At 72.0% G+C, this 23,749-nt stretch carries 18 protein-coding genes and 1 pseudogene; 7 read left to right on the top strand and 12 right to left on the bottom strand.

What is annotated here, in order from left to right:
• Positions 1 to 91: 91 nt before the first annotated feature.
• Positions 92 to 2,185 (bottom strand): ATP-binding protein, encoded by a 2,094-nt coding sequence (locus ACFYR0_RS30845; protein WP_389335304.1) that lies wholly within the window; start codon positions 2,183 to 2,185, stop codon positions 92 to 94.
• A 259-nt stretch (positions 2,186 to 2,444) separates the two neighbouring features.
• Between ACFYR0_RS30845 and gabT the strand changes: the two genes are divergently transcribed.
• Both gabT and ACFYR0_RS30835 read left to right on the top strand, forming a co-directional pair.
• The gene (gabT, locus tag ACFYR0_RS30840) at positions 2,445 to 3,779 is read left to right on the top strand and encodes a 4-aminobutyrate--2-oxoglutarate transaminase (RefSeq protein ID WP_389335301.1); all 1,335 of its coding nucleotides are present in this window, start codon (positions 2,445 to 2,447) and stop codon (positions 3,777 to 3,779) included.
• A 398-nt stretch (positions 3,780 to 4,177) separates the two neighbouring features.
• Complete coding sequence (locus ACFYR0_RS30835; protein WP_389335298.1) at positions 4,178 to 4,762, top strand: phosphatase PAP2 family protein; 585 nt, start codon at positions 4,178 to 4,180, stop codon at positions 4,760 to 4,762.
• On the opposite strand, the gene ACFYR0_RS30830 is transcribed toward ACFYR0_RS30835, so the two are convergent.
• The 8 genes from ACFYR0_RS30830 to ACFYR0_RS30795 form a co-directional block, all read right to left on the bottom strand.
• Entirely contained in the window at positions 4,701 to 6,497 is a 1,797-nt protein-coding gene (locus ACFYR0_RS30830; RefSeq protein WP_389335295.1) for a chitinase, read from the bottom strand. The two genes, ACFYR0_RS30835 and ACFYR0_RS30830, sit on opposite strands and share 62 nt — an antisense overlap.
• A 323-nt stretch (positions 6,498 to 6,820) precedes the next feature.
• Positions 6,821 to 7,273: a hypothetical protein gene (locus tag ACFYR0_RS30825; RefSeq protein WP_389335292.1), complete on the bottom strand. Its 453-nt coding sequence runs from the start codon at positions 7,271 to 7,273 to the stop codon at positions 6,821 to 6,823.
• A 114-nt stretch (positions 7,274 to 7,387) separates the two neighbouring features.
• Positions 7,388 to 8,815, bottom strand: coding sequence for an NAD(P)/FAD-dependent oxidoreductase (locus ACFYR0_RS30820; RefSeq protein ID WP_389335289.1), 1,428 nt, complete (start codon positions 8,813 to 8,815; stop codon positions 7,388 to 7,390).
• Positions 8,816 to 8,838: 23 nt separating this feature from the next.
• Positions 8,839 to 9,639 (bottom strand): ABC transporter permease, encoded by an 801-nt coding sequence (locus ACFYR0_RS30815; RefSeq protein WP_389335286.1) that lies wholly within the window; start codon positions 9,637 to 9,639, stop codon positions 8,839 to 8,841.
• Positions 9,640 to 10,566, bottom strand: coding sequence for an ABC transporter permease (locus tag ACFYR0_RS30810; protein ID WP_389335283.1), 927 nt, complete (start codon positions 10,564 to 10,566; stop codon positions 9,640 to 9,642).
• Positions 10,566 to 11,744, bottom strand: coding sequence for an ABC transporter ATP-binding protein (locus tag ACFYR0_RS30805; protein WP_389335280.1), 1,179 nt, complete (start codon positions 11,742 to 11,744; stop codon positions 10,566 to 10,568). The genes ACFYR0_RS30810 and ACFYR0_RS30805 overlap by 1 nt, the downstream gene beginning before the upstream one ends.
• A complete protein-coding gene (locus tag ACFYR0_RS30800) occupies positions 11,741 to 12,988 on the bottom strand; it encodes a spermidine/putrescine ABC transporter substrate-binding protein (protein WP_389335278.1) in 1,248 nt (415 codons plus the stop codon). The genes ACFYR0_RS30805 and ACFYR0_RS30800 overlap by 4 nt, the downstream gene beginning before the upstream one ends.
• 56 nt (positions 12,989 to 13,044) lie before the next feature.
• The gene (locus ACFYR0_RS30795; protein ID WP_389335320.1) at positions 13,045 to 14,580 is read right to left on the bottom strand and encodes a gamma-aminobutyraldehyde dehydrogenase; all 1,536 of its coding nucleotides are present in this window, start codon (positions 14,578 to 14,580) and stop codon (positions 13,045 to 13,047) included.
• A gap of 212 nt (positions 14,581 to 14,792) precedes the next feature.
• Between ACFYR0_RS30795 and ACFYR0_RS30790 the strand changes: the two genes are divergently transcribed.
• Complete coding sequence (locus tag ACFYR0_RS30790; protein WP_389335276.1) at positions 14,793 to 15,353, top strand: NADAR family protein; 561 nt, start codon at positions 14,793 to 14,795, stop codon at positions 15,351 to 15,353.
• A gap of 176 nt (positions 15,354 to 15,529) precedes the next feature.
• Here the strand turns inward: ACFYR0_RS30790 and ACFYR0_RS30785 are convergent, their stop codons facing one another.
• The gene (locus ACFYR0_RS30785; protein WP_389335274.1) at positions 15,530 to 16,414 is read right to left on the bottom strand and encodes a hypothetical protein; all 885 of its coding nucleotides are present in this window, start codon (positions 16,412 to 16,414) and stop codon (positions 15,530 to 15,532) included.
• Between the two features lie 56 nt (positions 16,415 to 16,470).
• Here ACFYR0_RS30785 and ACFYR0_RS30780 point away from each other — a divergent pair.
• From ACFYR0_RS30780 to ACFYR0_RS30770, 3 genes and pseudogenes are all read left to right on the top strand, one after another.
• Positions 16,471 to 17,633, top strand: a pseudogene (locus ACFYR0_RS30780) (adenosine deaminase).
• Positions 17,634 to 17,653: 20 nt separating this feature from the next.
• Positions 17,654 to 18,340, top strand: coding sequence for a glycerophosphodiester phosphodiesterase (locus ACFYR0_RS30775; protein ID WP_389335271.1), 687 nt, complete (start codon positions 17,654 to 17,656; stop codon positions 18,338 to 18,340).
• Positions 18,341 to 18,509: 169 nt separating this feature from the next.
• Entirely contained in the window at positions 18,510 to 19,664 is a 1,155-nt protein-coding gene (locus ACFYR0_RS30770) for a serine hydrolase domain-containing protein (protein ID WP_389335268.1), read from the top strand.
• On the opposite strand, the gene ACFYR0_RS30765 is transcribed toward ACFYR0_RS30770, so the two are convergent.
• Entirely contained in the window at positions 19,654 to 20,190 is a 537-nt protein-coding gene (locus ACFYR0_RS30765; RefSeq protein ID WP_389335265.1) for a hypothetical protein, read from the bottom strand. The two genes, ACFYR0_RS30770 and ACFYR0_RS30765, sit on opposite strands and share 11 nt — an antisense overlap.
• Positions 20,191 to 20,328: 138 nt before the next feature.
• Positions 20,329 to 22,593 carry a heavy metal translocating P-type ATPase gene (locus ACFYR0_RS30760; RefSeq protein WP_389335262.1) on the bottom strand — a complete coding sequence of 755 codons (2,265 nt, stop codon included), beginning with the start codon at positions 22,591 to 22,593 and terminating at the stop codon, positions 20,329 to 20,331.
• A 157-nt stretch (positions 22,594 to 22,750) separates the two neighbouring features.
• Between ACFYR0_RS30760 and ACFYR0_RS30755 the strand changes: the two genes are divergently transcribed.
• Positions 22,751 to 23,710 (top strand): hypothetical protein, encoded by a 960-nt coding sequence (locus ACFYR0_RS30755; RefSeq protein ID WP_389335317.1) that lies wholly within the window; start codon positions 22,751 to 22,753, stop codon positions 23,708 to 23,710.
• The last annotated feature ends 39 nt before the right edge of the window (positions 23,711 to 23,749 follow it).

Here is a 23,749-nt window from a genome sequence, read left to right as displayed (position 1 = left end):
AGTTACCTCGCCGGCCTCCACCTCCGCGCCTCGATGATCTGGATCAACGACCTGCTGAAGACGACTGGTTGATCACAACATCACACAGTCCCTAGTCCCGGAGGTCCACCAGCAGCGGCGGCGCGTGCTCCCCCTTCACCGTCGTCAGCGACAGCACGGCGTGCCCGGGCGGCACCCCGTGCGCCAGCTCCGACGCCGACCAGCGCTCCCGCTCGACCTGGCGGACGGTGACGGCACGGGCGGTGGGCGCCTTGCCGGTGATCACCCGGCGCAGCATGTGCACGGCCTTGCCCGCCGGGGTCTCGGCGATGATCTGCCGGTCGGTGACGTCCCGGGCCTCGATCCACTCCTTGCCCCAGACCTCGGCGAAGTCCTGACCGTCCCACGGGGTGAGCCCGGCCAGGGCCATCCGGCAGCCGGTGGCGCCGAGCAGCGGGCCGCGCAGCGGACGCGGTACGTCGTCGAGGGTGCGCAGGGTGAGCACGACCCCGGCGTTGGACGACCGCAGCCGCTGGATGCCGCGCACGGCCTCGGGCGTGACGACCCCGGTGGCGTCGTCCAGCACCAGACAGGCGAACAGCGACCGGTCCTCGCGTACCGCCACGCTCGCGGTGAACTGGGCGAGCACCAGCCGGGCCAGCATGCGCGAGGCGTCGGCGTGGCCGCGCTCGGGCAGGTCGACCCGGACCCGGACCGGGTGGTCGAGGGCCTTGAGGGAGAAGGGCCGGGACGCGCCCGAGGTGTCGAAGAAGCCCGCGAAGGCGGGGCGGTCGAGCAGTGCGATCCGGTCGGCGAGGGTGCCGCCCGGATCGCCCGGCTGCCCGAGCTGCCGTTCGCGCGCGTCGAGCTCCCGCAGCAGCGACTCCTGTCCCGACTCGTCCAGGGCCTGGCGCAGCTCGGCGATCGGGCCGAGGTCCCCGTCGAGCAGGCGGCGCAGTTCGGGGACGCCGGGAAAACGGCCGTGCACGGCACGGAAGGGGCCGAGCAGCCGGGCGAGCACGGTGGTGGCGCGGCGTACGTCGTCGAGGTCCCCGACCAGGGCCTCGGCCAGTATCGCGGCGGCCTCGTCCGGGTCGGTGGTGCCGCCGTAGAGGTCGAGGTCGTACACGGAGTCGGCGTTGCCCACTCGGACGACCACGTCGAAGGCGTCGGCCGGGCCGAGCCCCGCGCCCGCGGCGCCGACCACGACGACGGCGGCGCGCCCGGCCAGCGCGTGCAGGCACAGGGACTCGGTGAGCGGCCGGACCAGGCTGCCGGTCTTGCCGGACCCGGCGGGGCCGACGGCGACGAGGGAGGTGCCGAGCAGATCGGGGCCGAGTCCGAGGCCGGTGCCCCGGTAGGTGTAGGGGTTGCGCGGGTCGTCGGCGGTGGTGCCGAGCCGTACCTGGCCGGTGAGCAGGTCGTGGCGGGCGTGCCGGGCGGGCAGGTCGCGTTCGCCGGAGGGGTGGAGACAGGCGGCGGAGCCGTCCTGCAGGACCGCGCCGGTGAAGGCGGCCAGCGGGAAGCGGCCGGTGCGCACGCCCTGCCAGGCGCGGGCGATCCGGGCGTGGTCGACGTCCCGCATGAGCCCGCCGCGCGCCTCCTCGGCGAGCCGGTCGGCGGCGTCGACGGCCCCGGCGGCACGCAGCTGCGGCCAGGCGGCGGGGTCGTCCTCGGGGGCCGGGGCGGGCCGGTCGGGCTCGCCGCGGCGCAGCAGCGGGGCGACGAAGCGGCGCCAGACGTCACCCCAGCGGCCCAGCCGCCCCACCCCGACCATGATCCCGAGGGCGACGACCAGGGTGTAGCCGTTGTAGAGCAGGGCGTTGCCGATCCGGCTGTCGCTGCCGAGCCAGGAGTCGGGGACGAGCAGCTCCAGCGGGAGTATCCACCAGCCGCCGAGGTAGCCGTTCTGGAGGAGGGACCAGAGCAGCCAGCCGACGAGGAAGGCGATCAGCGCGCCGCCGAGCAGCTGGCGGGCGGGCACCTCCTCGGGTTCCTCCGCGCCTCGGGGCCGGTGCCCGAGGCGCCACACTCCCGGTGCGGCCTCGGGCCTCGGTGCCCGCAGCCAGGCCAGGAAGGCGGAGCCGTCCCGCCGGGGCGGGGCCGCCGGCATGGGCGGTGCCGCGGGCATGTCCGGGGGACCCGCCGGACGCGGCACCGGGTTCGCCTGTGTGCCCCGTGCGTCCTGGGTCCCGTCGCTGTCCATCGCCCTTGCCCCCTGACCAGCCGTGCGGTCCGTCGTCAGCGGTCAATCTAACGCTCCGCCAAGGGGAGTTCACCGGTACGCGGCGGGGACGCGCCAGTCGGCGTCGGCCGGCCCGGGCACCCGGCTATGTCCACGGCGGACAACCGCGACACGCGAAGACGCCCACTTGGAGCATGCCGACCCCTCCTGACCGGGCCTAGCCTGCGACAAAAGAAGGAAAGCGTCCGTAAAGACGTCCGTAAGACCCACAGGAGCCCTCATGACCGCAGTTCCGCAGGAGCGCCGCGTCGTCACCGCCATCCCCGGCCCGAAGTCGCAGGAGCTTCAGGCCCGCCGTCTCGCGACGGTGGCGCAGGGCGTGGGCTCGGTGCTGCCCGTGTTCACCGCGCGCGCCGGCGGCGGCATCATCGAGGACGTCGACGGCAACCGCCTGATCGACTTCGGTTCCGGCATCGCCGTGACCTCCGTGGGCGCCTCGGCCGAGGCCGTCGTACGCCGTGCGAGCGCCCAGCTCGCCGACTTCACCCACACCTGTTTCATGGTCACCCCCTACGAGGGCTACGTGGAGGTCGCCGAGGCCCTCGCCGAGCTCACCCCGGGTGACCACGCCAAGAAGTCCGCGCTGTTCAACTCGGGCGCCGAGGCCGTCGAGAACGCCGTCAAGATCGCCCGCGCGTACACCAAGCGCCAGGCCGTCGTCGTCTTCGACCACGGCTACCACGGCCGGACGAACCTGACGATGGCGCTGACCGCGAAGAACATGCCGTACAAGAACGGTTTCGGCCCGTTCGCGCCCGAGGTCTACCGCGTGCCGGTCGCCTACGGCTACCGCTGGCTGACGGGTCCGGAGAACGCCGGTGCCGAGGCGTCCGCCCAGGCAATCGACATGATCAACAAGCAGATCGGCGCCGACAACGTCGCCGCGATCATCATCGAGCCGGTGCTCGGCGAGGGCGGCTTCATCGAGCCGGCCAAGGGCTTCCTGCCGGCGATCGTGAAGTACGCCAACGACAACGGCATCGTCTTCGTCGCCGACGAGATCCAGTCCGGCTTCTGCCGCACCGGCCAGTGGTTCGCCTGCGAGGACGAGGGCATCGTCCCGGACCTGATCACCACCGCCAAGGGCATCGCCGGCGGTCTGCCGCTGGCCGCGGTGACCGGCCGCGCCGAGATCATGGACGCCGCGCACGCCGGCGGCCTGGGCGGCACCTACGGCGGCAACCCGGTGGCCTGCGCCGGTGCGCTCGGCTCCATCGAGACGATGAGGGAGCTGGACCTCAACGCCAAGGCGAAGAACATCGAGGCGGTCATGAAGGCCCGCCTCGGCGCCATGGCCGAGAAGTTCGACATCATCGGCGACATCCGCGGCCGCGGCGCCATGATCGCCATCGAGCTGGTCAAGGACCGCGCCACCAAGGAGCCGAACCCGGAGGCGACCGCCGCGCTCGCCAAGGCGTGCCACGCCGAGGGCCTGCTGGTCCTGACGTGTGGCACCTACGGCAACGTGCTGCGCTTCCTGCCGCCGCTGGTCATCGGCGACGACCTGCTGAACGAGGGCCTCGACATCATCGAGCAGGCGTTCGCGCGCATCTGAGCAGGTGGTCCGCACCTCTGAAGGGGCACCTGCGGCAGACGTGTGAAGAAGGTGTGCGGGGTAGATGGCAGGACGTCGTTCCGGCTGTTCCGGCCCCGCACCCTGACGTAAGTTCTTCCCAGATGAGAGATACACCCCGCTCGTGGGGCACCACGGGCGATGCCAGGCCGGGGCCTCCCCAGCTTCGACCTGGTCGTGCCCTCGCGCACACAGACGGGGCCTCAGGCTCCGGATCTCCTCACCGATCGGACGGTCGCCCGCCCCAGACCCCCCGGGGCGCGCGGCGTTCCGATCCGTTCGGCCGCCCCGGAACCACCCCCCCTGTTCCGGGGCGGCCGACCTTTTTCCTTCTTCTGCTGCTCCCGGCCGTTCTCTTCGGCCTGATCACCTGGCAGGTGGTGGCCGACGGTCCGCTGGTCGGCCTGGACGAGCGGCTCAGCCGGGCGCTGGTACGCCCCGGCCGACTCTCCGAGTGGCTCTCCGACCTCGGCAGTGTGCTGGTCGCGCTTCCCGTGGTCGCCGTGGCGGTGGTGTCCTCGGCCTGGCTGTCCCGACGCGAGGGCGTGGAGCGCTGGTGGCGGCCGGCCGTCTGGACCGTGCCGCTGATGGTGCTGGTGCCCGCGCTGGTCGTCCCGGTCAAGGAACTCACCGCCCGGCCGGGCACCCCGGCCGTGCCGCCGGGCACGGGCTACTTCCCCTCCGGCCACACGGCGACGGCGGCCGTCGCCTACGGCGCGGCCGCCCTGCTCCTCCTCCCCCGGATGTCCTCCGCACTTCTGCGGCGCGTGATCGTGGCGGTGTACGCCGCGCTCGTGCTCGGCGTCTCCTACGGTCTCGTCCGGCGCGGCTACCACTGGCCACTGGACGTCGTGGCCAGTTGGTGCCTGTCGGCGGTGCTGCTGACCGCCTACGCGGCCGTGCTCAGCCGAAGTAGCCGTCGAAGGTCCGCTGGAACTCCCAGTTCGAGAAGCGGTCCCAGTTGACCGACCAGGTCATCAGGCCGCGCAGCGCGGGCCAGGTGCCGTGGGTGGTGTACGAGCCGCAGTTGGTCTTCTTCGTCAGGCAGTCCAGGGTCTTCACGACCTCGGCGGGGGCGACATGGCCGTTGCCCGCGTTGGTCGACGCCGGCATGCCGATCGCGACCTGGTCCGGGCGCAGCGGCGGGAAGACGTTGTTGGTGTCGCCCGCGACCGGGAAGCCGGTGAGCAGCATGTCGGTCATGGCGATGTGGAAGTCGGCGCCGCCCATGGAGTGGTACTGGTTGTCCAGGCCCATGATCGGGCCGGAGTTGTAGTCCTGGACGTGCAGCAGGGTCAGGTCGTCGCGCAGGGCGTGGATGACCGGGAGGTACGCCCCGCAGCGCGGGTCCTGGCCGCCCCACTTGCCGGTGCCGTAGAACTGGTAGCCCATCTGCACGAAGAAGGTCTCCGGGGCCATCGACAGCACGAACTTCGCGCCGTATCTGGCCTTGAGGGTCTTCAGCGCGGAGATGAGGTTGACGACGACGGGGGTCTTCGGGTTCCTGAAGTCGGTGTCGTCGGCGTTCAGGGACAGGGAGTGGCCCTCGAAGTCGATGTCGAGGCCGTCGAGTCCGTACTCGTCGATGATCCGCGAGACCGAGGAGACGAAGGTGTCGCGCGCGGCGGCCGTGGTCAGCTGCACCTGGCCGTTCTGGCCGCCGATGGAGATCAGGACCTTCTTGCCGGCCGCCTGCTTGGCCTTGACGGCGGCCTTGAACTCGGCGTCGCTCTCCACGTTCGGGCACTCGGTGACCGGGCAGCGGTTGAAGCGGATGTCGCCGGAGGTGACCGAGGTGGGTTCGCCGAAGGCCAGGTCGATGACGTCCCAGCTGTCGGGCACGTCGGCCAGCCGGGTGTAGCCGGAGCCGTTGGCGAAGGTGGTGTGGAGGTAACCGACGAGGGCGTGCGCCGGGAGGTCGGGGTTGCCGCCCCCGCCGCCCGGGGCGGTGGTCGCGTTGACCGTGGCCGAACGCGCGGACTCCCCGGCGTCGTTGAGGGCGGAGACCTGGAAGGCGTAGGCGGTGGCGGGCGACAGGCCGGTGACGGTGGCCGAAGTGCCCGTCACCGTCTGGACCTTGGTGCCGCCCCGGTACACGGCGTAGCTCGTGGCGCCGGAGACCGCGGGCCAGGACAGGGCGACGCTGCCGGAGGTGACGGTGCCGACCGTGAGGCCGGTGGGGGTGGCGGGCGGCTGGGTGGGGGTCGCGCCGGGGCCGACCAGGGAGATGTCGTCGGCGTGGTAGGCGCCGGTGCCGTACCAGCCGTGGGTGTACAGGGTGACGCGGGTGGTGGACGGGCCGGTGCGGAAGGTCGTCGTCAGGCGCTGCCAGTCGGGGGCTGACTGGGTCCAGGCGGAGACGTCGGTGGTGCCGGTGCCGCTCGCGCCGAGGTAGACGTAGGAGCCTCGGACGTGGCCGGACAGCGTGTACTGCGCGTCCGGCTGCACGGTCACCGTCTGGGAGCAGCGGGCGTTGTCGCCGCCGGCCGGGGTGGCCTGGAGCGCGCGGGTGCCGGTGCGCACGGGCGAGGTGACGGTGGTGCCCGCGGTGCAGGTCCAGCCGTCGAGGCCGGCCTCGAACCCGCCGTTGCGCGCGAGGTCCGCGTCGGCCGCGCGGGCGGCCGACGACAGCGCGGTGATGCCGGGTACGGCGAGTGCCGTGGCCGTCAGCAGGGCGAGCAGGGGTCTGGAGCGTTCCACAAGTGCCTCCGGGCATGGGGGAGATGGAGGGTGGAGCGCTGCCAGCTTGGTCCAGACCAATTGAGTGGTCAAGACCTCTCGCGATGACCGGCCCGTCCCCTGGGGCGCTCCAGGTCCTGTCGTCGGACTCCCGTCGTCGCCCGGAGGGCGGCCCCGCGGCGTCAGGTGCGTGCTCTGGGGGTCCCCCCTCCGGGGGAGTGCCGGGTGCAAGCCCTCGTACCGGACGTACTCGGGCTGGTGCCCGGTGCGGCGAGTGGGGGCGCTCCCACGAAGTGGGGAGCGTGCGTGGCGTCGCGGGGCGGGCGGGAGTTCGACGACAGGGCCTAGTCACCCCCGCCCCTGGCGAGACCGGCCGCCGCCTCGTGCATCGCGAGTTCCAGCCGCGCCGGGTCGGTGAGGGTGCCCGAGCCGTCCGGTGGCACCAGCCAGCGCACTCCGCCGGCGGAGCGGACCGGATGGGGCACCACGACCCAGCTGCCCGCCCCGGCCGTGCGGATGCCCGTGCCGACCCAGCGGGCGGCCGTGCCGGGCGGGACCAGGAACCCCGTCCGGCTGTCGGTGATGTCGACCAGCACCGGGCCGGGCCGGGCGAGGATGCGGGTGAGCACGTCGAGGGTGGGGTAGCCGAGCCCGCCCGGCAGGATCAGCACGTCCCAGGCCCGTCCTGCGGGCAGCAGGGCGACCCCGAGCGGGTTGCGCTCCCACTCCCAGCGGCACGCCTCGGGATCCGGTGCTACCGACGCCAGCCACTCCACCGCGGTCTTCGGCCCAGCCATGAAGAAACCTCCCTCTCCCTCGTGGACACGTTCGCGTCCACGAGGGAGAGGGAGGTCCGGGCCGATCATTACGCGGCTTCGCCACCCCACTTTCGGGGGACGGCGCTCACCGGGTCAGCTGTCGAAGCCGAGCCCCAGCCGGTCCATAGCCCGCAGCCACAGGTTGCGCCGGCCGCCGTGCGCGTCCGCGCGGGCCAGCGACCACTTGGTCAGGGCGATACCGGTCCAGGCGAACGGCTCCGGCGGGAACGGCAGCGGCTTCCTGCGGACCATCTCCAGCTCGGTGCGCTCGGTGCGCTCCCCCGCCAGCAGGTCCAGCATCACGTCGGCGCCGAACCTGGTCGCGCCGACACCGAGACCCGTGTAGCCCGCCGCGTAGGCCACCTTGCCCTGGTGGGCGGTGCCGAAGAACGCCGAGAAGCGCGAGCAGGTGTCGATGGCCCCGCCCCAGGCGTGCGTGAAACGCGTCCCCTCCAGCTGCGGGAAGCAGGTGAAGAAGTGCTCGGCGAGCTTGGCGTAGGTCTCCGGCCGGTCGTCGTACTCCGCCCGCACCCGCCCGCCGTACGGATAGACCGCGTCGTAGCCGCCCCACAGGACGCGGTTGTCGGCGCTGAGCCGGAAGTAGTGGAACTGGTTGGCGCTGTCCCCGAGCCCCTGCCGGTTCTTCCAGCCGATCGCGTCCAGCTGCTCCCGGCCGAGCGGCTCGGTCATCAGGGCGTAGTCGTAGACCGGCACGGTGAACGAGCGCACCCGCTTGACCAGGCTGGGGAAGATGTTGGTGCCCAGCGCCACCTGGCGGGCGCGCACCCGGCCGTACGGGGTGCGTACGGCCATCCCGGTGCCGTAGGGCTTCAGGGTCAGCGCGGGCGTGTGCTCGTAGACCCGGACGCCGAGTGCGACGCAGGCCCGCTTCAGGCCCCACACCAGCTTGGCCGGGTTGAGCATGGCCACGCCGCGCCGGTCGTACAGGCCGGCCTGGAAGGTCGGTGAGTCGACCTGTTCGCGCACCGCGTCGGCGTCGAGGAACTCCATGTCCTCGGCGAGTCCCTCGCGCCGCATCTCCTCGTACCAGTCGCGCAGTTCCCACGCCTGGTACGTCTCGGTCGCCACGTCGATCTCGCCGGTGCGCTCGAACTCGCAGTCCAGGCCGTAGCGGGCGACCGCCTTCTCGATCTCGTCGAGGTTGCGGGTGCCCAGCTCCTGGAGCCTGTGGATCTCGTCCGGCCAGCGGGCGAGCCCGTTGGGCAGACCGTGGGTGAGGGAGGCGGCGCAGAAGCCGCCGTTGCGGCCCGAGGCGGCCCAGCCCACCTCGCGGCCTTCCAGCAGGACGACGTCCGCCCGCGGGTCGCGCTCCTTGGCCAGGAGCGCGGTCCACAGTCCGCTGTAGCCACCGCCGACGACCAGCAGGTCGCAGGTCTCGGCGCCGGTCAGCGCGGGTTCGGGGCGGGGCCGGCCGGGGTCGTCCAGCCAGTACGGGACCGGCTGGGCGTCGGAGAGTGCTTTTGTCCAGTGGTTGCCACGACTCATGGCGCTCGGGGCCATGATTTCAACTCCCTACAAGGGCTTTACGCCTTTTGCCTGTTGCGTCGACTGCTGATGACCATGGAGGTCAGGACGAGCAGCACGGCGATGACGAACATGGCCGTACCGATGACGTTGATCTGGACGGGCGTGCCGCGCTGGGCCGAGCCCCAGACGAACATGGGGAAGGTGACGGTCGAGCCCGCGTTGAAGTTGGTGATGATGAAGTCGTCGAAGGAGAGCGCGAAGGCGAGCAGCGCGCCCGCGGCGATTCCGGGGGCCGCGATGGGCAGGGTGACCCTGACGAAGGTCTGGAACGGGCCGGCGTAGAGGTCCTGCGCGGCCTGCTCCAGCTTCGGGTCCATCGACATGACGCGGGCCTTGACGGCCGTCACGACGAAGCTGAGGCAGAACATGATGTGGGCGATCAGGATCGTCCAGAAGCCCAGCTGGACGCCCATGTTGAGGAACAGGGTGAGCAGCGAGGCGGCCATGACGACCTCGGGCATCGCCATCGGCATGAAGATCAGTGAGTTGACCACGCCGCGCGCCCGGAAGCGGTAGCGGGCCAGCGCGAAGGCGATCATCGTGCCGAGGGCGGTGGCGCCCAGCGTCGACCACAGCGCGATCTGGAGGCTGAGGGTGAGCGAGTCGCACATCCCCGCCACACCGCACGGGTCGGTCCAGGCCTCGGTGGAGAACTGCTGCCACTGGTAGTTGAAGCGGCCCTTCGGATCGTTGAAGGAGAACACCGTCACGACGATGTTGGGCAGCAGCAGATAACCGAGCGTGATCAGGCCCGCGATGACGACGAAATGGCGCCGGAGCCAGTTGACGAAGGCCATTTAAACCAGATCCTCCGTGCCGGACTTGCGGATGTAGAGCGACACCATGACGAGGATCGCGAACATCAGGATGAAGGAGAGGGCGGCCGCCGTCGGATAGTCCAGGATCCGCAGGAACTGCGTCTGGATCACGTTGCCGATCATGCGGGTGTCCGTGGAGCCGAGCAGATCGGCGTTGACGTAGTCACCGGCGGCCGGGATGAAGGTCAGCAGCGTGCCGGAGACGACACCCGGCATGGACAGCGGGAAGGTGACCCGGCGGAAGGTGGTGGCCGGCCGCGCGTACAGGTCGCCCGCCGCCTCGTGCAGACGCGGGTCGATGCGCTCCAGCGAGGTGTACAGCGGCAGGATCATGAACGGCAGGAAGTTGTAGGTCAGACCGCAGACCACCGCGAGCGGGGTGGCCAGCACCCGGTCTCCCGCGGTCATGCCGAGCCAGCTGGTGACGTCCAGGACGTGCAGGGTGTTGAGCGCCTCCACGACCGGGCCGCTGTCCGCGAGGATCGTCTTCCAGGCCAGGGTGCGGATCAGGAAGCTGGTGAAGAACGGCGCGATCACCAGGATCATGATCAGGTTCCGCCAGCGGCCCGCGCGGAAGGCGATGAGATACGCCAGCGGGTAGCCCAGCACCAGACACAGCACCGTCGCCGAGCCCGCGTACAGCACCGACCGCAGGAACTGCGGGTAGTACTCGGTCAGCGCGTCCCAGTAGGTGGCGAAGTGCCAGGTGACCTCGTAGCCCTCCTCCAGGGAGCCCGTCTGCACGGAGGTCGACGCCTGGTAGACCATCGGCAGCGCGAAGAACACCACCAGCCAGGCGAGTCCGGGCAGCAGCAGGAGGTACGGCGTCCAGCGGCCCCGCTTGCGCGGGGGCTTCGTCTTCTCGGGGGCCGGCGCCAGGGGCGGCGCCTCGGTGAGCGTCGCCATCAGACCGCCTCTTCCTGGATGCCCGCGTCGCCCGCCGTCCCGGCAAGCGGGGACTGGGCGGAGTCCAGTCCGAAGGTGTGCGCCGGGTTCCAGTGCAGGACGACGTCGGCGCCGGGGACCAGCCGGGTGTCGCGGTCGACGTTCTGGACGTAGACCGAGAGCTCCGGGCAGACCGGGCTGTCGATGACGTACTGCGTGGAGACGCCGATGAAACTCGCGTCGGCGATCTTTCCGGTGATCCGGTTGCGGCCGTCGGGTATCTCACCGGCGTCGTCGGCGTGCGCGAGGGAGATCTTCTCCGGGCGCACCCCGACCAGCATCCTGCCGCCGGTCGCGGCCGGTGCCGAGGAGCGCCCGGCGGGCAGGACGAGCTTGCCGCCGCCCGCCCTGAGGACGATCTCGTCGCCGCCGCGCGCGTCGACCTCGGCCTCGATGAGGTTGGAGGTGCCGAGGAAGTTGGCGACGAAGGTGGTCTTCGGGTTCTCGTACAGGTCGGCCGGGGCGCCGAGCTGCTCGACGCGGCCCGCGTTCATCACGGCGACCGTGTCGGCCATGGTCATGGCCTCCTCCTGGTCGTGCGTGACGTGCACGAAGGTGATGCCGACCTCGGTCTGGATGCGCTTGAGCTCCAGCTGCATCTGGCGGCGCAGCTTGAGGTCGAGGGCGCCGAGGGGCTCGTCGAGGAGGAGCACCTTGGGGGTGTTGATCAGGGCGCGGGCGACCGCGACGCGCTGCTGCTGGCCGCCGGAGAGCTGGTGGGGCTTCTTGCGGGCCTGCTCGCCGAGCTGGACCAGTTCCAGCATGTCCTCGACCTGCTTCTTCACGCTCTTGATGCCGCGCCGGCGCAGACCGAAGGCGACGTTCTCGAAGATGTCGAGGTGCGGGAAGAGGGCGTAGGACTGGAAGACCGTGTTGACCGGCCGCTTGTACGGCGGCAGCCGCGTGACGTCCTGGTCGCCGAGGAAGACCGTGCCGGTGGTCGGCTCCTCCAGGCCCGCGATCATGCGCAGGGTGGTGGTCTTGCCGCAGCCGGAGGCGCCGAGCAGGGCGAAGAACGAGCCCTGCGGGACGGTCAGGTCGAGCGGCTGCACGGCGGTGAAGCCGCCTGCGTACGTCTTGCTGATGCCGGTGAGGCGGACGTCGCCGGTGTTGTCGTTCTTGGTGGTCACGTCGGTCACGCCCCCGTCAGCTTCGCGAACTTCTGTTCAAATTCCGTCTCTTCCTTCGAGCTCAGCGAGCGGAAGGCGCGGGACTTCGCGGCCATGGCCTTGTCGGGGATGATCAGCGGGTTGTTCGCCGCGTCCTCGTCGATCTTCGCCAGTTCCTGCTTCACGCCGTCGACCGGACAGACGTAGTTGATGTACGCGGCGAGCTCGGCGGCCGCCTGCGGCTCGTAGTAGTAGTCGATGAGCCGCTCGGCGTTCTCCTTGTGCCGTGCCTTGTTGGGGATCAGCATGTTGTCGGTCGACGTGATGTAACCGCTGTCCGGGATGATGAAGTCGATGTCGGGGCTGTCCGCCTTCAGCTGGACCACGTCACCGGCCCAGGCGACGCAGGCGGCGAAGTCACCGCTGGTCAGGTCCGAGGTGTAGTCGTTGCCGGTGAAGCGGCGGATCTGGCCCTTGTCGACGGCCTTCTGGAGCCGGGCGACGGCCGCGTCGTAGTCGTCGGCCGTGAAGTTCCCCGGGTCCTTGCCCATGTCGAGCAGGGTCATGCCGATGCTGTCGCGCATCTCCGACAGGAAACCGACCCGGCCCTTGAGCCTGGGGTTGTCGAGCAGGTCGGAGACCGTCTTCACCTCGACGCCGTCCAGCGCCTTCTTGTTGTACGCGATGACCGTGGAGATGCCCTGCCACACGTAGGAGTAGGCGCGGCCCGGGTCCCAGTCCGGGGAGCGGAACTGGGGGGAGAGGTTGGCGTAGGCGTTCGGCAGGTTGGACGGGTCGAGTTTCTGGACCCAGCCGAGGCGGATCAGCCGGGCCGCCAGCCAGTCGGTGAGCACGATGATGTCGCGCCCGGTGTCCTGGCCCGCCGCGAGCTGCGGCTTGATCTTGCCGAAGAACTCGACGTTGTCGTTGATGTCCTCGGTGTACTTGACCTTGATGCCGGTCCGCTCGGTGAACCGGTCGAGCGTGGGGTGGTGCCTCTCGCTCTCGTCCACGTCCATGTACTCGGTCCAGTTGGAGAAGCTGACGGTCTTCTCCTTCGCCGAGCGGTCGTCGGCGGACTCGCCGCCCTGCGTCTTGCCGGCGGCGGGGATGCCGCAGCCGGCCAGGGCCGCCGCACCGCCGACCGCGAGCGCGCCGCCCGCGGAGGCGCGCAGCAGGGACCGGCGGGTGAGGGAGGCCCTGCCGTTGCGGAAGCTGCGCCGCATGGCGGCCACCTGGGCCGCGGAGAGGCGGTCGGGCTCGTACTGCTCCATGCGTTTGGTGCCCTTTCGGGAGGTCTGTCGGACGCTGGTCAGGCGGCCTGGTACGGCTAGCGGTCCCCGAAGATCGTGCGGTGCCAGTCCTTCCTCGGCACCGCCGTATTGTCGAACATCACATGCTTGATCTGCGTGTACTCCTCGAACGAATACGCCGACATGTCCTTGCCGAAGCCGGACTGGCCATAACCGCCGTGCGGCATCTCGCTGATGATCGGGATGTGGTCGTTGACCCACACACAGCCCGCCTTGATCTCCCGCGTGGCCCGGTTCGCCCGGTAGACGTCCCGGCTCCAGGCGGAGGCCGCCAGCCCGTACGGGGTGTCGTTGGCCAGCGCGATGCCCTCGTCGTCCGTGTCGAAGGGCAGCACGACCAGGACGGGCCCGAAGATCTCGGACTGGACGATCTCGCTGTCCTGGGCGGCGTCGGCGACCAGCGTCGGCCGGTAGTAGGCGCCCTTGGCCAGCTCGCCGCCGGGGGCCTCGCCGCCGGTGACCACGCGCGCGTACCCGCGCGCCCGGTCGACGAAGGCGGCGACACGGTCGCGCTGCGCGTGGGAGACCAGCGGGCCGAGGTCGGTGCCGGACGCGAACGAGTCGCCCAGGCGGACGGTCTCCATCAGGGCGGCGGTCCGCTCGACGAAGGCCTCGTAGAGGGGCCGCTGCACGTACGCGCGCGTGGCGGCGGTGCAGTCCTGGCCGGTGTTGATCAGGGAGCCCGCGACCGCGCCGTTGACGGCGGCGTCCAGGTCGGCGTCGTCGAACACGACGAAGGGCGCCTTGCCGCCGAGCTCCAGGTGGAGGCGCTTGACGGTGGCCGTGGCGATCTCGGCGACGCGCCTGCCGACCGCGGTGGAGCCGGTGAAGGAGGTCATGGCCACGTCCGGGTGGCCGACCAGGTGTTCGCCGGCCTCGCGGCCGAGGCCCGTGACGACGTTGACCACGCCGTCGGGCAGGCCCGCCTCGGTGCAGGCCTCGGCGAACAGCAGCGAGGTGAGCGGGGTCAGCTCGGCGGGCTTCAGCACGATCGTGTTGCCCGCGGCGACGGCCGGGAGGATCTTCCAGGCGGCCATCTGGAGCGGGTAGTTCCAGGGCGCGACGGAGCCGACCACGCCGATGGGCTCGCGGCGCACGTACGAGGTGTGGTCGCCGGAGTACTCGCCGGCCGACTGGCCCTGCAGATGCCGGGCGGCGCCCGCGAAGAAGGCCGTGTTGTCGATCGTGCCCGGCACGTCGAACTCACGGGTCAGCTTCAGCGGCTTGCCGCACTGGAGGGACTCGGCGCGGGCGAACTCCTCGGCGCGCTCGGCGATCACCGCGGCCAGCCGGTGCAGCGCGTCGGAGCGCTCGCCCGGGGTGGCCCCGGCCCAGCCGGGGAAGGCCTCGCGGGCGGCGGCCACGGCCGCGTCGACGTCGCCGGTTCCCGCCAGCTCGTAGGTGAGGACCTCCTCGCCGGTGGCCGGGTCGGTGACCGTGTGGGTACGGCCCGAGGCGCCCTTCGTGAAGCGGCCCGCGATGTACTGCGCCCCGGCCGCGAAGCGCTCATGTGCGGGGAATCGTTCCGGGGTGGCGTTGCCCGGCTTGTGCATGTCGCTCTCCTCCGCCTTCGCCCCGCTGTCCACGGGGGCGGGTGGGCGTAGCTCCAGCTCGATTTGAGTGCCGATCCTGACAGAGCACATGGACTCCAACAAGTGATTCCGTTGTTGCCTTTTGGTTACGCAACGGAATCTGTCGACCAGGTGTCGAGTCGACACGAAAAACCGAAGACGGACTGTCAGTGGTGCGTGCCACACTCGCGTGCATGGGAAAGATCGATTCTCGGGATGCCCTGATCAGGGAGGTCCACGCGGGGGTGGGGATCAGGTATCTGCACTTCTGGGGGCACAGGCCCACGGCCGACGGCCGGATCGGCGCGAGCTGTCTGAGCCAGTGGTGGCCGTCACCGTTCACGGTGGACGGCGTGCGGTACGCGACGGCCGAGCACTGGATGATGGCCGGCAAGGCGCGGCTGTTCGACGACCCCGAGGCGGAGCGGCAGGTCCTCGCCTCGGAGCACCCCTCGCAGGCGAAGAAGGCCGGGCGGCTGGTGCGGGGCTTCGACGAGGGCGTATGGCAGCGCGAGCGCTTCGGGATCGTGGTCGAGGGCAGCGTCCACAAGTTCGCCGCGCACCCCGGGCTGCGGGAGTTCCTGCTCGGCACGGGGCAGCGGGTGCTGGTGGAGGCCAGTCCGGTGGACCGCGTCTGGGGCATCGGTCTGGCGGCAAACGACGACGGGGCGTGGGACCCGGAGCGCTGGAAGGGACCGAACCTGCTGGGGTTCGCGCTGATGGAGGCGCGGGAGCGGCTTCGGAGCGGGGTGTAGCGGCCGGATCGGGGGGTGGCCTGAGGGGCCGGATCGGGGGGTTGGCCTGAGCGGCCGACTTTGGGGCGGGGCCTGAGCGGCCCCTGGCTCACCCGTAGCCATGGCCTCCGGGCAATCCCGGGCCGGGGCACCCGGGCCGGCCCGGGACAGGGGCAGCCCGGCCCGTCGCGCCCGTCCTACGCGTTGGCCACCACCAGGACGCCGAAGCCCACACCCAGGGCGATGCCGACCACGCCGCAGATGATGCCGGCCAGGGCCTGGCCCGGGTTGGTGGCCTCGCCGCGGCCGGCCTTGGCACGGCCGACGGCACCGAAGATCACGGCCAGGATGCCCACGACGATGGCCACCGGCCACAGACAGAAGACGACGTCCGCGATGATCCCGAGCACGAGACCGGCCGTGCCCATGCCGTTGCTGGGCACGGGCGGCAGCCCCGGCCACCCGTAGTAACCGGGCCCCGCGGGGGCCTGCTGCGCGGAACCCGGGTAGCCGTAGCCGGAGGTGCCGCCGGGATAGCCGTAACCGGCCGCGCCGCCCGGGTAGCCGTACCCCGGCTGGCCGGGACCGTCGGGCGAGAGGGGCGGCGGCGGGACGGGCTGACCGGCTCCGGGAGCCGTGAAGGGGCCGGCCGGGGGCGGATAGGACGCGGCCGGCGGGGCGAAGGGGTCCGTGGCACCCGGCGTGCCGGAGGCGGGCGTCTGCGCGGCGGGCGGCGGGTAGCCGCCCGGGGCCTGGGCCGACGGGTCGGTCCAGGGCGCGGGCTGCGGGCCGCCGCCCAGGCTCGGCAGGGAGGTGACCGTCTGCTGGTCGTGCATGGACGGGTTCACGATGGGCAGCGCGCCGGAGGCGATGGTGTGCCCCGGACCGGGCGAGCCGTCGTCGGCGGGCGGCGCCCAGAGATCACGCTCGGGGCCCGCGGCGGGGGCCGGCCCCGCGGTCCCGCCCTTGCCCAGCGGAACCGGCCCGGCCGCGTCCTGGGGCGCCGACCACGGACCGTCGCCCTGGGGCGGCGTCGCGCCACCGTGCTGCGGCCCGGCCGGCGGCTGCGTCTCGTCGGACATGCGCCAGATCCCCTCTGTCGGCAGTCCCGTCATGCTACGGCCCTCGTTCCCGCGCCGTGCCCCCGGCCTACGATGATCCCGAGTCACCGATCAGCCGATCACCAGCGTCCCGGGCCCGCCGGTCCGGGGACGCCGTTCCCGGGAGGAACCCTTGACCGACCGCGCCATCCCGACCGCCGCAACCGGCTCCGGCGACCTGCACGCCTTCATCGCCGGACTGCCCAAGGCCGAACTGCACGTCCACCACGTCGGCTCCGCCTCCCCCCGGATCGTCTCCGAACTGGCCGCCCGCCACCCCGACTCCAAGGTGCCCACCGACCCCGAGGCGCTCGCGGACTACTTCACCTTCACGGACTTCGCCCACTTCATCGACGTGTACCTGTCCGTCGTCGACCTCATCCGCACCCCGGAGGACGTCCGGCTGCTGACCTTCGAGGTGGCCCGTGAGCTGGCCCGCCAGCAGGTGCGCTACGCCGAGCTGACCATCACGCCGTACTCCTCCACCCGGCGCGGCATCGACGCGCGGGCCTTCATGGACGCCATCGAGGACGCCCGCAAGGCCGCCGAGACCGAGTTCGGCACCGTGCTGCGCTGGTGCTTCGACATCCCCGGCGAGGCGGGGCTCGCGTCCGCCGAGGAGACCGCGCGGCTGGCCACCGACGACCGGCTCCGCCCCGAGGGCCTGGTCTCCTTCGGACTCGGCGGGCCCGAGATCGGCGTACCGCGGCCGCAGTTCAAGCCCTACTTCGACCAGGCCATCGCCGCCGGACTGCACTCCGTGCCGCACGCCGGCGAGACCACCGGCCCGGAGACCGTGTGGGACGCGCTGACCTACCTCGGCGCCGAGCGCATCGGGCACGGCACCAGCTCGGCCCAGGACGAGAAGCTGCTGCGCCATCTCGCCGAGAACCGGATCGCGCTGGAGGTGTGCCCCACCTCCAACATCGCCACGCGCGCGGTCACGACGCTCGACGAGCACCCCATCAAGGACTTCGTGGCCGCCGGCGTACTGGTGACGGTGAACTCCGACGACCCGCCGATGTTCGGCACCGACCTCAACAGCGAGTACGCGGTCGCCGCGCGGCTGCTGGGGCTGGACGAGCGCGGCCTCGGCGAACTCGCGAAGAACGCCGTGGAGGCCTCCTTCCTCGACGAGGCCGGCAAGCAGCGGATCGTCGACGAGATCGACACGTACACCGCGGCGTGGCTGGCGCCCTGACGGCGGATCACAATGGGCCCATGCAGAACGTGACCGCCGTGGCCCACCGCGGTGTCCCCTACCGCTACCGCGAGAACACCCTCGACTCCCTGCGTTCCGCGCTCGAACTGGGCGCGGACGCCGTGGAGATCGACGTACGGCTCACCCGGGACGGCGTGCCGGTGCTGCTGCACGACGAGACGCTGAAGCGGTTGTGGGAGGTGGACCGGCCGCTGCGCGTGCTGTCCGCGGAGGAGCTGCGGGGCCTGACCGAGGGCGCGGTGCCGACGCTCGCCGAGGCGCTGGCCGCGACCGACGGGCACCGGGTGATGGTGGACCTGCCGGGCCTGCGCGATGTGCGCACCGCGGCCCGGGTGGTGGACGCGGTACGCGCGAGCGGGGCGCGGGACCGCGTGTACTACTGCGCCGGCGCCCCGGCGATGCTGGCGGTGCGCGAGGCCGACGGATCGGCCGAGATCGCGCTGACCTGGACGACGCTGGCACCGCCGCGCGCCGGGCTGCTGGCGGCCGTACGGCCGCGCTGGCTCAACTACCGCTGGGGCCTGGTCACCCGTGACCTCGCCGCGCGGGTGCACCGCGACGGGCTGCTGCTGTCGGTGTGGACGCCGGACACCCGCCGCAGCATGCGCCGTCTCATCGGTATGGGCGTCGACTCGATCACGACCAACCGCGTCGAGGTGCTGAGCGCCCTGAAGGACGTCCCGTAGGGGCGGACCGGTCCCGTAGGGGCGGACCCTGACAACTTCCCTTTCCCAGGGGTGAGTTGCTGAGGGTTTCCCGAGGGGCGGTGCCCTCCTCGGCGACGATCCGCGGCGGTGCGCGGGGCCGCAGGATGATCACACATCGTCCGCACCCGGCCCTCCGAGGAGCCCGCCCATGCGTCCGCGCAGCCGTACTTCCCTGGTCACCGCCTCCCTCGCCGCCTCGCTCGTGCTCGCCCTCACGGCCGGCCCGCTGGCCGCCCCCGTGTTCGCCGCGTCCGGCGGGCACCCCGCCCCCGCGGCCTGCACCGGCACGAGCGCCCCGGACACCGAGGCCCTCTCCGCCGCGCTGGCCGGCATCCCGGCCGACGACGTCACCGCGGCGCTGGTCCGGGTGGGCGGCAAGGGCGCCTGGCACGGCGCGGCCGGGGTCCGCGATCTGCGCACCGGGGGGCCGGTGCTGGAGCGGGGCCGGTTCCGGGCGGGCTCGGTGACCAAACTGGTGACCGCCTCGGTGGTGCTGCAACTGGTCGCCGAGGGCCGCATCGCCCTCGACGGGACCGTGCAGGAGTATCTGCCGGGCCTGCTCACCGACGACTTCGAGCCGGTGACCGTACGGCAGTTGCTGACGTACACCAGCGGTGTCCAGCCCGGCGCGGGCTTCGGCGACTCTACCGAGGAGATGTTCCCGCACCGCTTCGAGACGCTGACACCGCGGGAGGTGGTCGCGGCGGCCGTCGCCAAGGGCCCCGGGTACACGCCCGGTTCGCGGCAGACGTACGGCAACATCCACTACACCGTGCTCGGCCTGCTGATCGAGAAGATCACCGGCGACACGTACGCGCATCAGGCGCGGACCCGGGTCTTCGGGCCGCTGGGCATGCGGGGTTCGTCGTTCCCGGCCGGCCCGGACCCGCGGGTGCGAGGGCCGCACAACCGCGGGTACGAGTGGATCAGCGGCGAACTGGTCGACGTCACCGAGTGGAACATGTCCGACCGGTGGGCGGCCGGCGATCTCATCTCGACGACCGCCGACCTGGAGCGGCTGCTGAAGGGCGTCCTGGGCGGCCGGGTCGTACCGCCCGCGCTGGTGCGGGAGATGCTGACCGTGCCGTTCGACGGGGCGCGCTACGGCATGGCGCTGGAGCGCTTCACCCTCGGCGGCCAGGAGATCTGGGGCAAGTCGGGCTCACGGCCCGGGTACGCCACGGGTGTCGCCGCGACCCCGGACCTGTGCCGCACCGTGGTCTTCTCGGTCAACTCCACCGACGCGCGCTCCCAGGGCCTGGCCCTCGCCCAGCGCTTCGCGTTCCCCGCGTTCACGCGGTGACGGGCGGGGTGTCCAGCGCGCTCGGGGGCGTGGCGGTCAGCGCCTCCAGCCGCTTGATCCGGCGGCGTACGACGTAGAGCGGGATCACCCCGAAGACGCCGAAGGACATGTCGATGACGCTCCACCAGAAGGGGATGTCGCGGATCGGCCCGCAGATCAGCGCGAGCGGGACGATCCCGGCGCAGGCGATCATGCCGAACTCCACGACCCAGATGTTGCGGACCGGGTCCCGGAAGACGCCGTAGAAGGCGACGGCGATGACCAGATGGGCGAAGGCCAGCCAGTCGGTGCCGTAGAGGAGGAACGGGTAGTCGGCGTCGGCGGCGTCGAGTCCGCTGCGCACCCGGGTGATCCAGTCCGTCAGGCCCGGCAGATGGTCCTGCACGGACAGGGCGTGCAACAGGTCCTCGGTCCAGCGCAGTTCGTGGACCAGCGGGAAGGCCGTGGCACCGCTGAGCACCAGGCAGACGACGAAGAGGACCAGCCAGGCGCGGATGCCCTTCACCAGGGCGGCTCTGTCATTCATGGGGTCAGCGTACGCCTCGAATTGAACACGTTCAAAAGCGGGGCCCCTTGGCAGCAGGGGCCCCGCTTCGAGCCGTTGTCAGCTCGCCGCCCGGCAATGGTGCGGCTGTCGGTTCGCCGCCCGAAAACGGTGCGGCCGTCAGCCCGCCGCCCGGAAGCTGCGCAGCCGCAGGGAGTTGCCGACGACGAAGACCGAGGAGAAGGCCATCGCGGCACCGGCCAGCATCGGGTTGAGCAGCCCGGCCGCGGCGAGCGGCAGGGCGGCCACGTTGTAGGCGAAGGCCCAGAACAGGTTGGAGCGGATGGTGCCGAGGGTGCGGCGGGCGAGCCGGATCGCGTCGGCGGCCACCCGCAGGTCGCCGCGGACCAGGGTCAGGTCGCCGGCCTCGATCGCCGCGTCCGTGCCGGTGCCCATGGCCAGGCCCAGGTCGGCCTGCGCGAGGGCGGCCGCGTCGTTGACGCCGTCGCCGACCATGGCGACCGAACGGCCCTCGCCCTGGAGGCGCTTGACGACGTCGACCTTGTCCTGCGGCATCACCTCGGCGATCACGTGCTCGGGGGCGATGCCGACCTCGGCGGCCACCGCGCGGGCGACGGCCTCGTTGTCCCCGGTGAGCAGGATCGGGGTCAGCCCGAGGGCGCGCAGCCGGGTGACGGCCTCGCGGCTGGTGTCCTTGACCGCGTCCGCGACCTCCAGCACCGCGCGGGCCTCGCCGTCCCAGGCGACCGCGATCACCGTCCGCCCGGCGGACTCGGCGGCCGTCTTCGCCTCCTTCAGCGCGGTGGGCAGTTCGATCGCCCACTCGGCGAGCAGCTTCTCCCGCCCGACCAGGACGGCGTGGCCCTCGACGACGCCCTGCACGCCGAGACCGGCGATGTTGGCGAAGTCCTCCGGCGTGGGCAGCGAGCCGAGTTTGTCGAGGGCTCCCGTGGCGACGGCCTGGGCGACGGGGTGCTCGGAGGCGTGCTCCAGGGCGCCTGCCAGACGCAGGACGTCGGCCTCGTCGGTGCCCTCGGCGGTGTGGACGGCGAGGAGGGTCATACGGCCGGTGGTGACGGTGCCGGTCTTGTCCAGCACGATGGTGTCGGCCTTGCGGGTGCTCTCCAGGACCTCGGGGCCCTTGATCAGGATGCCGAGCTGGGCGCCGCGGCCGGTGCCGACCATCAGCGCGGTCGGGGTGGCCAGACCCAGGGCGCAGGGGCAGGCGATGATCAGCACGGCCACGGCGGCGGTGAAGGCGGCGCTCAGCCCGGCGCCGTTGCCGAGCCAGAAGCCGAGGGTGCCGAGCGCGAGGGCGATGACGACCGGGACGAACACCCCGGAGGTCCGGTCGGCGAGCCGCTGGGCGGCGGCCTTGCCGTTCTGCGCGTCCTCGACGAGCCTGGCCATCCGGGCGAGCTGGGTGTCCGCGCCGACCCGGGTGGCCTCGACGACCAGCCGGCCGCCCGCGTTCAGGGTGGCGCCGGTGACGCCGTCGCCGACGCCGACCTCCACGGGCACGGACTCGCCGGTCAGCATCGAGGCGTCCACCGCGGAGGAGCCCTCCACCACGGTGCCGTCGGTCGCGATCTTCTCCCCGGGGCGGACCAGGAAGCGGTCACCGGCCTTGAGCTCGCCGACCGGGATCAGTTCCTCGCGGCCGCCGCGCAGGACGGTGACCTCCTTGGCGCCCAGCTCCAGCAGCGCCTTCAGCGCGGTACCTGCCTTCCGCTTGGAGCGGGCCTCGAAGTAGCGCCCCGCCAGGATGAAGGCGGTGACTCCGGCCGCTGCCTCCAGGTAGATGTTCCCCGAGCCGTCGCTGCGGGCGATGGTCAGCTCGAAGGGGTGGGTCATGCCGGGCGTCCCCGCGGTACCGAGGAACAGCGCCCACAGCGACCAGAGGAACGCCGCCGAGGTGCCGACCGAGATGAGCGTGTCCATCGTCGCGGCCCCGTGCCGGGCGTTGGTCCACGCGGCCCGGTGGAACGGCCAGGCCGCGTACGTCACCACGGGCGCCGCCAGGGTCAGCGACAGCCACTGCCAGTACTCGAACTGGAGCGCGGGGACCATCGCCATCGCGATCACCGGCACGGCCAGCACGACGGCGGTGACCAGCCGTTCCTTGAGCGGCCTCAGCTCATCGGGCTCGGCCTCGGCCCGCTCGGGGCCGGGCTCGGCCACGGCCGGCCGGGGCTCCCGCGCGGTGTACCCGGTGGCCTCGACCGTCGCGATCAGGTCGGGGACGGTCACGGCACCCGCGTAGGTCACCTGCGCCTTCTCGGTCGCGTAGTTGACCGTGGCGGTGACGCCGTCCATGCGGTTGAGCTTCTTCTCGATGCGCGCCGCGCAGGAGGCGCAGGTCATACCGCCGATGGCGAGCTCGACCCGGCCGGCGTCGGTGGCCTCGGGTGCCGTCGTGGTCATGAGGAGTCCTCCAGGACCGGGCTTCGTATACCCCTAAGGGGTATCTGACTGTTCCAGGTATACCCCCCTCAGGTATTTCCTGGCAAGGCCTTGTAATACCCCATAGGGGTATGCATGAATGAGGGGAGTCGCCTTGAAGCTGTACGAGGAGCCCGAGATGAAGCCCGTAGTGAAGATCGCCGCGTTCGCCGCAGCCGTGGCCGCCACCTTCGGCACCGCCTTCGCCGTGGGGGACGTGGTCGGCCCGGTCTCCCCGGACAGCGGGAAGCGCCCCGCCGCCCACGGCGGCCACGCCCCCGCCGAGAAGCCCGCCGACACCGGGCCCGGGGCGCGGCCGCCCGGCGGCCTCCAGGTCTCCGAGGGCGGCTACACGCTCGACCTGGAGACCGCCCGCGTGCCCGCGGGCGAGGAGAGCGTCCTGCGCTTCACCGTGCGCGACGAGCAAGGGCGCCCGGTGACCGAGTACCGGCGCGAGCACGAGAAGGAACTGCACCTGATCGTGGCGTCCCGGGACCTCACCACGTACCGCCATCTGCACCCGGTCCGCGGCGCCGACGGCACCTGGAGCACCGGCGCCGAACTGCCCGCCGCGGGCTCCTACCGGGTCTTCGCCGACTTCACGCCCGCCGCGGGCGGCGAGAACCTGACGCTGGGCACCGACCTCGCGGTCACCGGCCGGTACGCGCCCGCCGGGCTCCCCGAGACCGGTGCGCGGGCCACCGTCGACGGCTACACCGTCGAGCTCACCGGCTCACTCGCCCCGGGCGCCGAGAGCGACCTCACCTTCGAGGTCACCCGCGCCGGCGAACCGGCCCGCCTCCAGCCCTACCTCGGCGCCTACGGCCACCTCGTCGCCCTGCGCTCCGGTGACCTCGCCTATCTGCACGTCCATCCGCACGACGAGGCCCGCGGCACGGCGGCCTCGGGACCGGAGGTGGCCTTCACGGCGGCCGCGCCGAGCACCGGCGACTACCGCCTCTTCCTCGACTTCAAGGTCGACGGCAAGGTGCGTACGGCCGCCTTCACGGTGCACACGGACGGCACGGCGCGGGCGGACGGCCGTACGGCCGGTCCGGCCGCGCCGGAGGCGGAGCGCTCCACGGGCCACGGCCACTGACGGCCCGGCCGGACCGCCGGCGCCCACCCGGGAACGCGG

Origin of the sequence: Streptomyces sp. NPDC005017 (assembly GCF_042873115.1) — a bacterium.
In the GTDB taxonomy this organism is placed as follows: Bacteria; Actinomycetota; Actinomycetes; order Streptomycetales; family Streptomycetaceae; genus Streptomyces.
This window is presented reverse-complemented; position numbering and strand designations above follow the sequence as displayed.